The organism is Flavobacterium soyangense (assembly GCF_015277675.1).
GTDB lineage: Bacteria > Bacteroidota > Bacteroidia > Flavobacteriales > Flavobacteriaceae > Flavobacterium > Flavobacterium soyangense.
In genome coordinates, this window is sequence record NZ_JADHEC010000026.1 from 1 (window position 1) to 15,705 (window position 15,705).

A 15,705-nucleotide genomic window follows, 5' to 3' on the forward strand; every position below is an offset into this window, starting at 1 on the left:
TAATTTATGACTAATTATTTTTTAAAAGGTTTAATTGGAAGTAGAATCTTTTTTCAAACAAACAATTATTGTTATATTTGGCGAGTGTTAATTAGCCCTGATAGAGCCGATATCCTTTGTGAAGAATGAACAAAGATAAAGGTGATAGCAGGAAATAGCTCCAAATAAAAATCAAATTAATCATAATTTATGAAATTACTCGAGGGGAAAGTGGCCATAATTACTGGCGCAAGTCGCGGAATAGGAAAAGGAATTGCAGAAATCTTCGCAAAAAATGGAGCAAACGTGGCTTTTACATATAGCTCGTCTGTAGAATCTGCTTTAGCATTAGAAAATGAATTGAACGAAATGGGCATAAAAGCCAAAGGATATCAATCGAATGCTGCCGATTTTAACGAAGCACAAGTCTTTGTTGACGCTGTTTTAGCCGAATTTGGAACCGTCGATATTTTAATAAACAATGCCGGAATTACAAAAGACAATTTGCTAATGCGTATGTCCGAAGCTGATTTTGACCGAGTAATTGACGTAAATTTAAAATCAGTTTTCAATATGACCAAAGCGATTCAAAGAACTTTCTTGAAACAACGCGCTGGTTCAATCATCAATATGAGTTCTGTGGTAGGAGTGAAGGGAAATGCTGGGCAAACTAATTATGCGGCTTCGAAAGCGGGTGTTATTGGGTTTACAAAATCGGTGGCATTAGAATTAGGTTCTCGTAATATTCGTTGTAATGTGATTGCTCCGGGATTTATTGAAACTGAAATGACAGCAAAATTGAGCGATGAAGTGGTTCAAGGATGGAGAGATGGAATTCCGTTGAAACGTGGCGGAACTACTGAAGATGTTGCTAATGCTTGTCTTTTCTTAGCTTCAGATATGAGTGCTTATGTTACGGGACAAGTTTTGAATGTTTGCGGTGGAATGCTTACCTAGTAAAAAATAAATGACGACAAACACTATTCTATTGATACTGTTTTCATTAGTGATAGCTAGTGGTTTGTCTTTTTTTCAATATTATTATAAAGCCAAAACGAAGTCGAAAGTAAACTTGGTTTTGGCTTTTTTGCGTTTTATATCGATTTTTGGAATATTGCTGTTGTTGATTAATCCAATAATTTCCAGAAATACTTTCGAAATAATAAAAATTCCTTTGCCGATTGTTGTTGACAATTCAAGTTCTATTCTTGATTTGAAAGCCAAAGAAGTAGCATTGCATTTATACAAAAAACTGTCTGGTAATAAGGATTTACAAGATAAATTTGATGTTCAATTCTATCGATTTGACAGCAATTTTCAACAATCGGAAGACTTTGATTTTAAAGGAAATCAAACGAATATAGATGAAGTTGCTAAAAACCTGAAAAGCATCTATAAAAATGCTACTTTTCCAACAGTTTTGATTACTGACGGAAACCAAACTTCGGGTAATGATTACGTGTATTCTTTTGACGCAAACAATAAAGTTTATCCTTTGATTGTTGGAGATACAACAAAATTCTTGGATTTGAAAGTGACTCAATTGAATGTCAATAAATATGCTTTTCAAAAGAATAAATTTCCTGTAGAAGTATTTTTGCAGTATTCAGGAAACAAAAGTGTGAATGCTGATTTTAGCATTTCGCAAGGAAATTCGGTTTTGAGCAGACAAAATGTTTCTCTTTCTCCGTCGAAAAAATCGGTAATAATAAATGTTTTACTTCCTGCTGATAAAGTAGGATTACAAGTATTTAAAGCTACAATTTCATCCAAGGAAAAAGAGAAAAACACCTATAATAATACCAAGAATTTTGCAGTAGAAGTAATCGACCAAAAGACAAATGTGGCGATTGTATCGGTGATAGACCATCCAGATTTGGGTGCTTTGAAACGGGCAATTGAATCTAATGCACAACGAAAAGTAACTTTAGTTAAACCTAAAGATATTAAATCATTACAGGATTTTAATATTTTAATTTTATACCAACCAACTGCTGAATTTAAGTCGGTTTTTGAGAATAATAAATTAGCTGGAATTAACACTTTTATCATTACTGGAAACAACACCGATTTCAATTTTTTGAACCAACAACAAAGTAATTTGGCTTTTAAAATGAGCGGCCAAAAAGAAGATTATTTGGCTGAATTTAATTCGCAGTTTAATCTTTTTGCAATTGATAATTTAGGTTTCGAAAATTTTCCCCCTTTGCAAAATGCTTTTGGAACTGTAACCACAAACGGAAATGTTTCTACATTGCTTTCGTCCAAAATCAGAAATATTGCAACGAATTCCCCTTTATTGGCTTTTGCCGAAAATCAAGGAAAACGTTCGGCTTTTTTGTTGGGAGAAAATATCTGGAAATGGCGTTTGCAAAGTCACGTTGACAATCAATCATTCGATAAATTTGATGTTTTTGTGGACAAAATTATTCAGTTTTTGTCTTCCAATAATTCAAAAAAATCATTGGTTGTCAATCATGAAAATTTCTATAATTCCGGTGAATCAATAGATATTTCTGCACAGTATTTCAATAAAAATTACGAATTTGATGAGAAAGCACGTTTGACAATTTCAGTAACAAACACAAAAACAAAGCAAACCAAAAACTATGACTTATTAAAAGGAAATAATTCTTTTAAAGTGAATCTTGACGGATTATTAGCAGGAAAATATAATTTTGCTGTAGAGGAATTAAATTCAAAAACTACCTATTCAAGTCATTTTGAAATTTTAGATTTTGATATCGAAAAACAATTTGTAAATCCAGATGTGGAGAAATTGAACCAATTAGCTCAGAAAACACAAGCTAAAGTTTATTATCCCAATCAAGTTGACGCTTTAATCAAAACTCTTTTGGAAAACGAAAATTATAAAGCCGTTCAAAAAACAGTGGTAACAAAAACACCTTTGATAGATTGGATTTGGCTACTGGTTTTAATCACAATTTCACTTTCTGCAGAATGGTTTGTCAGGAAATATAATGGAATGTTGTAGATTTAAATTCTGCTAAATACAAAATACAAATTATGGATTTTAGACTAAAAGTATTCATCACGGTTGCCAATAGATTGAGTTTTACAAAAGCGGCAAAGGAATTATTCATTACGCAACCGGCTATTTCTAAGCACATTCAGGAACTGGAAGAGCAATATAAAATTAAATTTTTTGAAAGAAACGGTTCTAAAATTTCGCTTACCAATGCTGGCGAATTATTGCTAAATCACACCAAAAACATATTTGAAGTTTATAGGGAAATAGATTTTGATATGAGTGCTTTAATCAATCAGCAACGAGGATTACTTCGTTTGGGAGCGAGTACGACCATATCGCAATATATAATTCCGCCACTTTTAGCTCGTTTTCATCAAAAATTACAGGAAATAAAGGTCAATTTGCTTAACGGAAATACCGAACAAATAGAAAAGGCGTTGTTGAATAAAGAAATCGAAATAGGAATTGTAGAAGGTCAATCGAAAAATCAATCGATTAAATACACCGAATTTTTAAAAGATGAATTGGTTCTTGTTTGCAATAATAAAAATCCTTTAATCAACAAAAATATACTTAGCCAAGAGGATTTAAAATCGATGCGATTTGTGATGCGGGAACAAGGTTCAGGAACACTTGAAGTAATTGAATATGCATTGAAGCCTTTTGAAATTAATCTTTCGCAATTAACGATTGAAATGCAATTAGGAAGTACAGAAAGTATAAAATCATATTTGATGAATTCAGATTGTGTTGCTTTTATTTCGATACACGCAATAAAAAAAGAGCTAAAAAATAATGAATTAGTCATTCTTGATTTAGATAATTTGGTCATAGAAAGGTTTTTTTATATTATCACTTTGCAAGGAAAAACAGATGCTCTTTCTGAATTATTTATAAAAAATATGGCAAATTACTATAATTTAAAGTTATAGCGGATTATATTATACGATTAGTTATATTAGATTAATCGACTCATCTTTGTAAAATAATAATTCAATTATTTCACATTGGAAACCTCTCAAAATACAATTCAGAAACAAGCACCATTATTCTTCAAAGTAAGTAGAAGACAACAACGAATCATTTTTATTTTGTTGCTATTATTTTGTATGACTTCTATGGTTTCTCCGCCAATTGCTTTATTATTGGGTTTAATTATTGCTAATCTTTCGGGACATCCTTATTTGCCACTAAATCACAAAGCTACTCATATTTTGTTGCAGGTTTCGGTTGTAGGTTTGGGTTTTGGGATGAATGTAAATAATGCTTTTTCAGCTGGGAGAGAAGGCTTTTTCTTCACCGTTGCATCTATTTTTTGCACATTGATATTGGGAACTTTATTAGGCAAATGGTTTAATATTGACAAGAAAACTTCTCATTTAATTTCGTGTGGAACCGCAATTTGCGGCGGAAGTGCCATTGCTGCCATTGCACCAGTAATAAAATCGGATGAGAAACAAACTTCGGTAGCTTTGGGAGTTATATTTATTCTGAATTCGGTTGCTTTATTTTTGTTTCCGGTTGTGGGACATCGGTTAGGATTATCACAAAAAGAATTTGGTTTATGGTGTGCCATTGCTATTCACGACACTAGTTCTGTTGTTGGTGCTGCCAATAAATATGGATTCGAAGCTTTGCAAATAGCAACAACAGTGAAATTAGCGAGAGCATTATGGATTATTCCAATTGCTTTAATCACTTCGGTAGTATTCAAAAATGAATCAAGAAAAATTAAAATTCCTTATTTTATCGGATTGTTTATTATGGCAATGTTAATGAATACTTATGTTTCAAGTATTGAAATTGTTGCTCCTTATTTAGTTTCGATTGCAAAAATTGGACTAACATTAACCTTGTTTTTAATTGGAGCAGGATTAAATAGAAACCTGTTAAAATCAGTAGGAATAAAACCTCTATTTCAAGGAGTATTGCTTTGGATGTTTATAGCGATTGCATCCCTGTTAGCTATTATTTATTTCAATTAGTAGAATTAATTTTAGAACGTTATAATTTAGCATTCAGGTAGAATAATTTATTATAATGGTATCATATCAATTGAGTGTATTTTTGATAAGTGGAAACATATAAACAGTAATTATATGTAATTTTTTCTTAATCCGTTATTTGATTTAATTGCCATTTAACTCAAATTTTTTTTAAACAAGATTTTAAAGTTAATGTTTACTTAAATCTTTAAGGGTAAGCAGTGAATCTTAATAAAAATGATAATTTTACAAAAGAATTAATAAAATTTCAATATATATTATAAGTTCAATGAATATAAAAAAAAGCTTAATAATATTGTTACTTTTTATGGTAACAATGGGTTATTCACAAGAATGGAAATCTAATTTAGAAGAAGCTAAAAAAGAGGCAAAAGAACAAAATAAAAAAATTCTTTTGGTTTTTTCTGGCTCAGATTGGTGCGCACCCTGCATCAAATTAGATAAAAATGTTTGGCAATCTGAAGCTTTTAAAAAAGAAAGCCAAAAAAGTTGGGTTTTGATTAAGGCTGATTTTCCAAAGAAAAAAGCGAATTTGCTTTCTCCAGAATTGACTGCAAACAATGAAAAACTAGCTGAAAAGTATAATCAAGAAGGTAATTTTCCATTAGTTGTTTTACTGGACAAAAACGGAAAAGTGGTAGGTGAAAAAGGATATGCCAATATTTCGGCTGAAGATTATATTCAAGCAATCCATTCAATGGATAATTAATGAAAAAACTCCTGTTTTTTGGAATAGTATTATTTACAATTTCCTCCTTTGGACAAATAGTTCATAGGAGGAAATTGTATATGATGACCAGTCCATTTGAAATGACTGTGGTGGCTAATGACACTATTCAGGGCAATGAATATATTGATGCTGCTATTGCTGAAGTATCGAGAATAGAAAATCTGGTTTCTGATTGGAAACCGGAAACCCAAATATCACATGTCAATCAGAACGCAGGAATTAAGCCCGTTAAAGTTGATGATGAAATCTTCCAATTGATTCAAAGAGCCATTAAAGTTTCTAAACTTACTGACGGCGCTTTCGATATTTCTTATGCTTCAATGGATAAAATATGGAAATTTGACGGTTCAATGAAGGAAATGCCAACACCAGAAGCTATCCAACAATCGGTTGAAAAAGTAGGTTATCAGAAAATTATTCTTGACGAAAAAGAGAAAACTGTATTTTTGAGAGATAAAGGAATGAAATTAGGTCTTGGCGGAATCGCACAAGGTTTTATCGCCGATAAAATTAAAACTTTATTAGTTTCAAAAGGTTGTACATCCGGAATTGCAAACGTTTCGGGAGATATTTGTGCTTGGGGAAAACAACCCGACGGAAAACCTTGGACTGTTGGGATTGTAAATCCAATGAATAAAACTAAGATTTTTGCAACATTTCCGCTTATTGACAGTGCAGTAGAAACCTCGGGGACTTATGAAAGATATGTAGTTTTTAACGGAATCAGATACAGCCATATCATCAACCCTAAAACAGGTTATCCGGCACAAGGAATTGTTAGTGTGACCACTTTTGCAAAACAAACCGAAATGGCCGATGTTTTAGCCAAAGGAGTTTTCCTTTTTGGCGTTGACGCCGGTCTAAATTTCATAAATCAACTCAAAGGAATCGAATGTATTATAGTTGACGATAAGGGTAAAATATATACTTCGAAAGGGATACATTTAGAGAAAATGGATTTATGGAATAATTAGTTTACAATTGAAATACAGATAAATAGCAATTAAATAAATTATGAAAAAATTAGTATTGTTAGCAGTGGTTTTTGTGGTTTTGCAGTCGTGTAATTCGGTTAAACCATACGAAATGCAAAAAATAAATGATCCGGATATGAAACTTGCCGCAAGAACTACAGAAAAATATGAAAGTACTTTTCAGGTATATCGGGAAGCAGCGGCTGGAGCCAATGGGGGAAAATCAGGTGGTGGTTGCGGATGCAATTAATTTATAAGGATGAAAAAAGTTATCCTGTCATCTTGTTTGCTCACTCGCTTTATTTCTATTGCTCAAGAGAAAGATACTACTATAGTATTTAAAAAACGTGTTCTGGAAAATACCGAAGTAGATTTTTTATCCAGTTGTTATAACCAAAATGGTACTCACGCAGCTGTTTCTGGAGGTCTAGGAACTGAAAAGTTGAAAGATTTCGCAACAAATATTGTTGTGGCAACTCCATTAAACGATGATGATGTGTTAACTTTTGAAGTTGGACTTTCAGCTTATATTTCAACATTTTCAAGCATTGTAAACCCATTTAGTAATTCTAGAACTATTGCATAATATATATATAAACGAATTAAAATACTCAAATAATCACAAAATTAGCTAGCTCTTGCAGTTGTAATTAAACAAATAAATAAATGAAAAAATTAATATTGCTTTTAGTCTTATTTAATAGTGTTATTTCCTTTTCACAAGAGAAAGATTCGACAAGAGTATTTAAAAAGCGCGTTTTAGAAAGTGCCGAAGTTGACTTTTTGGCCAGTTATTATCATCAGGAAGGAGCACATTCTGCAGTTTCAGGTGGAATTGGTTCCGAAAAATTAAGCGATGGAGCATCAAATATTGTGGTGGCAATTCCTTTAAATGAAGATGATGTTTTAACAATCGATGCTGGAATTTCAGCCTATTCATCAGCTTCATCCAGTAATATCAACCCTTATAACAACGGGGAAGATGGTAATATTGGTAATATTGCATCAGGAAAGCCAACGCCTTGGCAAGCATCGTCTGGAGCTTCAAAGACAGATGCATTGGTTTCATTAGTTGCAAATTATAGCCATAGTAGCGATAATAGGAATTTTATTTGGAACACAGATGTCTCTTTTTCGAATGAATATGATTACACTTCTGTTGGGTTTGGTGGAGGAATCACAAAACTTTTTAACAATAAAAATTCCGAAGTTTCCTTGAAAGCCAACGCTTATATTGATCAATGGAGACCTATTTATCCAATAGAATTTAGAAGTTTTTATAACATAAGCCCTTATGTTTATGACCAAAACGGAAATCATTCAACAGTTTATACAAATCAATTTACTCCTTGGATATCAACCAATAGAAATTCTTATTCGGCCTCTTTTAGTTTTTCGCAAGTGCTGACAAAAAAATCACAATTCTCTGTTTTTTTTGATTTGTTGCAGCAAGACGGGAAGCTTTCAACACCTTATCAAAGGATTTATTTTGCTGATAAAGCCAATTTCTATGTTGGTGATTCACAATATATACCTGTTTATACGACTACCGCAAACAAAGGGGTTTACCAACTTGCGGATGACATTGAACGACTACCAAATTCTCGTTTCAGAGTGCCAATTGGTTTACGTTGGAATTATTACGTCAACGAAAAGATTGCCTTGAGAACTTATTATCGCTATTATTGGGACAATTGGGGAATCACAGCACATACGGCGAGCATAGAATTACCTTATAAAATAACCGATAAGTTCACTGTTTTTCCAATGTATCGTTATTATACACAAAAGCAATCCAAGTATTTTGCGCCTTATGAAACGCATCTTTCTACGGAGCAATATTACACTTCAGATTATGATTTATCGACTTTTAATGCTAATCAGTATGGATTTGGCGTTAATTATACCGATATTTTTGCAAATGCCAAAATTTGGGATTTTGGACTAAAAAACATTGATTTTAGATACAACCATTATGTAAGAAGCGATGGTTTGGATTCTAATATAGTTACTATTGGATTTAAATTTTCTCTTCAATAAATGCGGATATTAATTGTAGAAGATGAGACCGGGATTGTTCAATTTCTCCAGCAAGGTTTAGAGGAAGATGGCTATGAAATTTCCACAACTTCTGATGGTTTAATTGGTTTAGGATTAGCCCAAAATCAATTTTTGATTTAATTTTTCTGGATTGGATGTTTCAATAAGTAACTCTTAAGTAACTTTTAAGTCCCAAAAAGAAATTAAATCTTAACTTTGTTAAAAATTAATTTTATGGATTTAAGCAAATTAAAAGGACAACTACAAACCGAAGTAGATACTGCATTTTTGTATGATAGTATTGCAGCCATACAATCTGATGAAAATTTAAGCCGTGTTTTGCAAAGTTTAGCCCAAATCGAAAAAGGTCACGCTAAACATATGTTAGATAAAGTCCGGGAATTTGAACCTAATCACAAATTACCGCCGCCTTCTTCAAGAGCTAAATTTCAATTAAAACTAGGGAAACTTTTTGGATATAATTCAATAATCAGTAGTTTGTCCAATATTGAAAAGCAATTTGCTGTTAATTCCATAAAAAATAAAATCGAAAAAGGGGAGAAGCCAAGCGGTTTCGAACACAATCATCTCAATATTATTGAAGCGGTAAACAATAATGCTGCTCTGAATGTATCAGGAGGGTTATTATCGAAATTTGAAAGTCGTCACAAATCTGTTGGAGGAAATGCGTTACGTGCAGCCGTTTTGGGTTCAAATGACGGATTAGTTTCAAATATGAGCTTAGTGATGGGAGTTGCCGGAGCGGCGGTTTCTAATAACAACATTTTATTGACAGGTATTGCCGGTCTTATGGCAGGTGCAATTTCAATGGCATTAGGCGAATGGCTTTCGGTACAAAGTTCCCGAGAATTAAACCAACGCCAAATCGATTTAGAAACAGAAGAATTAGAAGCTTCACCAGAAGAAGAAAAAAAGGAATTAGTGTTGCTATATCAAGCCAAAGGAATGAGTGTCGCAGAAGCTCAAAAATTAGCCGATAAAGCATTTGAAAACCCTGAAACTGCAATTGACGCCATCATCACCGAAGAATTAGGAATTGACAAGGAAGAATTGGGAGGTTCCGCCTGGGAAGCAGCCATTGCTTCTTTTATACTTTTTTCAATTGGAGCTATTATTCCATTGTATCCATTTATGATTTTAGATGGTAAGAATGCTATTTTATTGAGTATTGCAAGTAGCGTAGTTGGTCTTTTTGGAATTGGAGCTGCCATAACATTATTGACAGGAAAAAACATTATGTTCTCAGGAATGAGACAAGTTGCTTTTGGATTAGCAGCAGCAGCGGTGACTTATGGAATTGGAACATTAATAGGTGTTTCTTTGGCAGGATAATTATTTAAGAATTAAATATAAAATTAAGCATTTTTAACTTTAAACAAAAAATATGAACGACGCACATTTACACATGGTAGTAAACCATTTCCCAATTATTGGGACAATTCTTGGATTAGGAATTTTAATTACTGGAATAATTTTAAAAAACAATTCGGTAAAAAATACCGCTTATGTTTTATTTATTGTGGCAGCTATTTTTGCGGCTTTCAGTATGGGAACAGGAGAAGGAGCTGAAGAAATGGTTGAGGACATGCCTTCTGTGGGAAAACAAATTATTCACGAACATGAAGAAATGGCCGAAAAATTAGCAATTGTTTTGTATGTTTTAGGAGTAATTTCTCTTGCAGGTTTGTTCTTGAGTTTTAAAAAACATGCAAAAACCAATTTGGTTTCCTATTTAGCAGTTATTATTGGAATTGTTGCAGTATTTTTTGCTCAACAAACAGGTACTACCGGCGGAGAAGTTCGTCATACAGAAATTAGACCTAACGCTGTTCATGCTATAGGAGAAAAACAAGAGAAAAGCGAAGATAAAGATTAATTTTATTTTTTTATCGTTATTAAAAAATAAGGCTGTCATAAAAACAGCCTTATTTTTTTTGATATAATTATACTAAATTATCAATTAGCAAATAGCAAGATGAGCAATTGCGCTACCAAAATCCTACTGATAGTTACCAAAGGATAAACTGTGGCATACGATTGATTGGGAATGTCAGAATCTAAATATTTGGTACTAAACGATAAGGCAGCAGGATCAGTATAGGAACCACTCATAATACCTACCATTTGATAAAAATTTAGCTTAAACACAAATCGGCTAATTATTACTAATAGCGTTAATGGTATAAAAGTGATATAACAGGCATAATAAATCCACATCCAGCCGTTATTTGCCATAAAGCTATCATAGAAGCCATGACCTGCTTTAATCCCTACAGCAGCAAAGAATAAACAAATACCAAAATCTTTCATAAAATGAATCGCACCATTATTGATATACGAATGAATTACTCCAACTCCTCCATATCTACTGATAAATAAAGCGGCAATAAGTGGTCCTGCTGCCAATCCTAATTTTAGCGGAACTGGTAAAGAAGGAATAATAATAGGGATAGACCCAATAATAACTCCAAAAATTAATCCACCAAAAAGAGAAAGAAAATCGGGCTCTAAAAGTATTTTTTTAGAATTTCCAACAATTTTTTCTACTTCAGATATAGCTTGTCTGTTACCAAAAACCATTAATGTATCTCCGTAAAATAACTCTAAAGAAGGTTGGGCTAAAATTTCTAATCCGGAACGAATTACACGGGTAACTTTGACGTCATATTGATTATATAAATCCAATTGAGCCAGTGTTTTGTGAGTAGCTGTTTTTTGAGTAACACTAATAATTTTAGTTGTAAGTTCATTTTCTGATTCGATAAATAAATCTGTCGAAACTTTACCAACACAATCAATAAAATTAGTAATGTCTTTTTGTTTTGCCACAACCATTAAAACGTCTTTTTTTTCTAATATTGTGTCTAATGAAGGGGAATAAACTACAGTAGTTCCGCTATGTTTCTGTCTTGAAATAATTACATCTTTAATATTGAATTCTTTCAATACTTGTTTTATGGTTTTTCCAAAGACATCAGGATTAGTAACTCTGCATTTTTGACGAACAATTTTGTTTTCGGAATCTTTATTTTTCTCCTGAAGCAAAACTTCTTCTTTGGCTAAATCAATTTTTAAAAAATTTTTAGATAATATAATGAGTATAATAATCCCAAAAACTCCTATGGGATATGTGATAGCATAGGCAACTGCTGGGTCTGCAAAATGATCTGAAGGTAGGTTCAATTGTTTTTGAATTTCAATAAGAGTTGATTTTGCAGCTCCTAATCCAGGAGTGTTGGTTACCGAACCCGACATCAATCCAACGGCATTTTCTATTTTTATAGTTGCCAATAAGTGAATAAGATAAGTGATAATACCTCCTAGGAATACTGTTCCAACTCCCAAAGCATTAAAAATCAGTCCTTCTTTTTTAAACGAAGAAAAGAAAGTAGGACCTACTTGAATACCAATTCCATAAACAAATAGAATTAAACCAAACTCACGGACAAACTGAATTAATTCAGCATTCATAGTAAAACCTAAATGCCCTAAGAAAAGGCCAACAAACATTACTGCGGATACCCCTAATGATACACTTCCAATTTTGATTTTTCCTACAAAAAATCCGACACTAATCACCATAAATAATGCAATTAATGACTGTGTCATTTCCGGTTCATCAGTTGGAGTAAACAATATTCTAAACCATTCAAACATAATATATAAATTTAAAAATTAGATTACTGGAAGAAAAATGGCAACATTTTAGGTATTCCTTTTAAATAATTTTTTAATCAATACATTCAAATCTTTCCCTTTTACAGTGTAGGATTTGAATACAATAATTGGAAATGCAACCCCAAATGCAAGTGCAAAAAGAATGAAAACAGTAGTAATCCCATAAGAAAAAGTCTGAATTACTTCTTCAACAGATGGTTTCTGACCTTTACTTCCACTTATCCAATCAATCATTCCCATCATAAACTCATAACTAATTAAACCGGGAATCATATTGATTACAGCCGGAATCATAAAAATGATAGGCGGAGTATGCGTTCTGTGAGCAAAATACATTCCTGAAATACCTACAAAACTTGAAGCAATAAAAATAGACAATATAAGATTCATATCTAATTCCTTAAATAAGATAAATTTTATTAAATATCCAACAGCCCCTAATATAAAAACAGTCCATAAAGCTCTTTTTGGAGTGTTGAACATAAGTGCAAATCCTAAAGAAGTTATCCCTCCAAAAATTAGTTTTGCAGTTTCAATTCCCAAACCTTTGGGTTCGAATGCAACTTTTACCTGTGTTTGAAAATACGATAAATCAAATAAATTAAACTCTTTTATAGCTTGCATATCAAATATCATTGTCGAGGAAAAGAAACCAAAAGCAATCATCAATACAAGCATGAAACTATAAATAAAACGAGCAGTACCAGATTCAAAATAACCTTCTAAATAATCTATAAAAGCATTAATCATTACAGCTCCGGGAATAAGATATAATACGGATACAACCAAAGCCTCCTTTATCTGAATATTAAAAACCACGCCTGTTAAATGGATGAATAAAGTAGAAATGGTAGCTCCAATAAAAAAAGCAAATATGTGGTTGTGATGTTTAAGCATCAAGGTTCTTCTGGCATAGTAACCAAATAAAGTTGAAAAGTAAACAATTAAGGATTGCAGCCAATCGCCATCAAACAACATACAAAGAGCTACGCTGGCAAAAGGTGCAAAAGCGTATAATTCTAAGTTAGAATACACTTTTTTTTCCTTTATTTGTTTCAGGGTTGATTTTATTTCTGAAATTGGGATTTTATTTTCTAAAACATCCCAAGACAAAATACTAATTTCTGAAATAGTTTCAAAGTTCAATCCTTTTGACTTTACAGTTCTGGCTAGTGTATGTGCTTTAAATTTATTTTCTTTATAAACTGATATTACAATTCCTGTATATGTCAAAACCAATTCGCAATGATATCCCAAACCTTTAGCAATTCTTTCTAAATTACGAATAATTCGTGCAGTATGTGAACCACTAGTAATCATCATTTCACCAATTTCAGTAAGTAAATTCAGCACTGTTTGAGCTCTTCTTTCTTCAATCATCTTGTAGGGTTTATCTAGCATTACAATAGCAAAATAATATCTTCGACTATTTAAATAAATTTCTAAATGTAGATATATTTTTCTATGTCAAAATTAGTGATTTAATATTCGTTTAATATGATAATTATCATAAATACCCCGTGAACCCTTGAAAACAAAGAAAACGTTTTCGTGAATTTATTTTTTATATGATAATTATCAGGTTTTTTAGGATTGAATTTCTTAATTTTGGTAAAGAATTAAAGATAAAAATATATAAAAAATTGTATTATGAAAAACATTAAAATTATTCAGGAATTACACGATTTAGGAATCACAGGTTATCACGAAGTATCTTACAATCCTTCTTACGAAGAATTATACGAAGCAGAAGTTTCCCATAAAAGAAAAGGATATGAAAAAGGAGCTTTAACTGATACTGGAGCCGTGGCAGTAAAAACAGGGATTTTTACAGGTCGTTCCCCTAAAGATAGATATATTGTTAAAGATGATATTACCAGAGATACTATTTATTGGGATGATAAAGTAAATTTTCCAACAACTATTGAAGTTTGGAATGATCTAAAAGAGGTGGTTTTAAACCAACTTTCTACTTCTCCAAAATTGTATGTAGTCGATGCATTTTGCGGTACAAATGAAGACACAAGACTAAAAGTTCGTTTTGTTATGGAAGTAGCTTGGCAAGCTCACTTTGTAACGAATATGTTTATCAGACCTTCAATTTATGAATTGCAAAACTTTGGAGAACCAGATTTTGTGGTGATGAATGGTTCAAAAGCAACAAATCCTGATTGGAAAGAACACGGATTAAATTCTGAAAACTTTGTTTTATTTAATCTTACTGAAAGAGTTCAAATCATTGGTGGAACTTGGTACGGCGGTGAAATGAAAAAAGGAATGTTTGCGATGATGAATTATTATCTTCCTCTTAAAGGAATGGCTTCAATGCACTGTTCTGCGAATGTAGGTGAAAAAGGAGATGTTGCAGTTTTCTTTGGTCTTTCAGGTACAGGAAAAACAACACTTTCTGCAGATCCAAAAAGATATTTGATAGGTGATGACGAACACGGTTGGGATGATAATGGGGTATTTAATTTTGAAGGTGGTTGTTATGCAAAAGTGATTGACTTGAGCGAACAAAACGAACCAGATATTTGGAGAGCAATCAAAAGAGATGCTTTATTAGAAAACGTGATTGTTGATGAATATGGAGAAATTAATTATTTTGACCATTCTATTACTGAAAATTCAAGAGTTTCTTACCCAATTTATAATATCAATAAAATTGTCTTGCCTTCTAAAGCGGGTCATGCCAGTAAAATAATTTATCTTTCTGCTGATGCTTTTGGTGTTTTGCCTCCAGTTTCAATCTTGGATGAAGATCAAGCACAATATCACTTTCTTTGTGGCTATACCTCTAAATTAGCCGGAACAGAAAGAGGAATTACTGAGCCGGAACCATCATTCTCTCCTGCATTTGGCGAAGCATTCTTGACTTTGCACCCAACAATGTATTCTAAAACATTAATTGGAAAAATGAAACAACACGGTGCAAAAGCTTATTTAGTAAACACAGGATGGAATGGAACAGGAAAAAGAATTTCATTAAAAAATACCAGAGCGATCATTGATTCAATCATAAGCGGTGAAATTGATAAAGCAGAAACTAGAAAAATTCCTTATTTGAATTTAACAATACCATTGTTTTTATCAAACGTGAGCGATGGAATTCTTGATCCAAGAGACACATACAAAGACAAAGAGGAATGGGTTCGTAAAGCTGTAGATTTGTCCTCTCGTTACATTAAAAACTTCGAGCAATATACAAATACCGAAGAAGGAAAGCGTTTAGTTAGTGCCGGTCCTTCATTAGAACCAGTTTTAAACTAGATTTAGAATTATAGG

Annotated in this window: 15 protein-coding genes; 13 read left to right on the forward strand and 2 right to left on the reverse strand. The window is 32.4% G+C overall.

Going from position 1 to position 15,705, the window contains the following annotated elements:
* Positions 1 to 189: 189 nt before the first annotated feature.
* The 12 genes from fabG to IR213_RS11510 all read left to right on the forward strand — a co-directional run bounded on the left by fabG (position 190) and on the right by IR213_RS11510 (position 10,618).
* Positions 190 to 936 carry a 3-oxoacyl-[acyl-carrier-protein] reductase gene (gene fabG / locus IR213_RS11455; protein WP_194312448.1) on the forward strand — a complete coding sequence of 249 codons (747 nt, stop codon included), beginning with the start codon at positions 190 to 192 and terminating at the stop codon, positions 934 to 936.
* A gap of 10 nt (positions 937 to 946) precedes the next feature.
* Positions 947 to 2,974: a hypothetical protein gene (locus IR213_RS11460; RefSeq protein WP_194312449.1), complete on the forward strand. Its 2,028-nt coding sequence runs from the start codon at positions 947 to 949 to the stop codon at positions 2,972 to 2,974.
* A 32-nt stretch (positions 2,975 to 3,006) separates the two neighbouring features.
* Positions 3,007 to 3,903: a LysR family transcriptional regulator gene (locus IR213_RS11465; RefSeq protein WP_194312450.1), complete on the forward strand. Its 897-nt coding sequence runs from the start codon at positions 3,007 to 3,009 to the stop codon at positions 3,901 to 3,903.
* Positions 3,904 to 4,080: 177 nt separating this feature from the next.
* On the forward strand, positions 4,081 to 4,956 hold the full coding sequence (locus tag IR213_RS11470; RefSeq protein ID WP_194312497.1) for a YeiH family protein: 876 nt from the start codon (positions 4,081 to 4,083) through the stop codon (positions 4,954 to 4,956).
* Positions 4,957 to 5,293: 337 nt separating this feature from the next.
* Complete coding sequence (locus IR213_RS11475) at positions 5,294 to 5,686, forward strand: thioredoxin family protein (protein WP_228479174.1); 393 nt, start codon at positions 5,294 to 5,296, stop codon at positions 5,684 to 5,686.
* The gene (locus IR213_RS11480; protein ID WP_194312451.1) at positions 5,686 to 6,681 is read left to right on the forward strand and encodes an FAD:protein FMN transferase; all 996 of its coding nucleotides are present in this window, start codon (positions 5,686 to 5,688) and stop codon (positions 6,679 to 6,681) included. Before IR213_RS11475 ends, IR213_RS11480 begins: the two co-directional genes overlap by 1 nt.
* A 40-nt stretch (positions 6,682 to 6,721) precedes the next feature.
* Entirely contained in the window at positions 6,722 to 6,931 is a 210-nt protein-coding gene (locus IR213_RS11485) for a DUF4266 domain-containing protein (RefSeq protein ID WP_194312452.1), read from the forward strand.
* Positions 6,932 to 6,940: 9 nt separating this feature from the next.
* Positions 6,941 to 7,267, forward strand: a complete 327-nt coding sequence (locus tag IR213_RS11490; protein ID WP_194312453.1) for a hypothetical protein — start codon at positions 6,941 to 6,943, stop codon at positions 7,265 to 7,267.
* 80 nt (positions 7,268 to 7,347) lie between these two features.
* Positions 7,348 to 8,721, forward strand: coding sequence for a DUF3570 domain-containing protein (locus IR213_RS11495; RefSeq protein WP_194312454.1), 1,374 nt, complete (start codon positions 7,348 to 7,350; stop codon positions 8,719 to 8,721).
* Positions 8,722 to 8,862, forward strand: coding sequence for a response regulator (locus IR213_RS11500; RefSeq protein WP_228479175.1), 141 nt, complete (start codon positions 8,722 to 8,724; stop codon positions 8,860 to 8,862).
* A 93-nt stretch (positions 8,863 to 8,955) separates the two neighbouring features.
* The gene (locus IR213_RS11505) at positions 8,956 to 10,074 is read left to right on the forward strand and encodes a VIT1/CCC1 transporter family protein (RefSeq protein WP_194312455.1); all 1,119 of its coding nucleotides are present in this window, start codon (positions 8,956 to 8,958) and stop codon (positions 10,072 to 10,074) included.
* A gap of 52 nt (positions 10,075 to 10,126) precedes the next feature.
* Positions 10,127 to 10,618: a hypothetical protein gene (locus IR213_RS11510; protein WP_194312456.1), complete on the forward strand. Its 492-nt coding sequence runs from the start codon at positions 10,127 to 10,129 to the stop codon at positions 10,616 to 10,618.
* A gap of 80 nt (positions 10,619 to 10,698) precedes the next feature.
* Here the strand turns inward: IR213_RS11510 and IR213_RS11515 are convergent, their stop codons facing one another.
* The gene (locus IR213_RS11515; protein ID WP_194312457.1) at positions 10,699 to 12,399 is read right to left on the reverse strand and encodes a putative transporter; all 1,701 of its coding nucleotides are present in this window, start codon (positions 12,397 to 12,399) and stop codon (positions 10,699 to 10,701) included.
* A gap of 48 nt (positions 12,400 to 12,447) precedes the next feature.
* The gene (locus tag IR213_RS11520; RefSeq protein ID WP_194312458.1) at positions 12,448 to 13,800 is read right to left on the reverse strand and encodes a threonine/serine exporter family protein; all 1,353 of its coding nucleotides are present in this window, start codon (positions 13,798 to 13,800) and stop codon (positions 12,448 to 12,450) included.
* A gap of 270 nt (positions 13,801 to 14,070) precedes the next feature.
* On the opposite strand from IR213_RS11520, the gene pckA reads away from it, so the two are divergent.
* On the forward strand, positions 14,071 to 15,690 hold the full coding sequence (gene pckA, locus IR213_RS11525) for a phosphoenolpyruvate carboxykinase (ATP) (RefSeq protein ID WP_194312459.1): 1,620 nt from the start codon (positions 14,071 to 14,073) through the stop codon (positions 15,688 to 15,690).
* Positions 15,691 to 15,705: the final 15 nt, after the last annotated feature.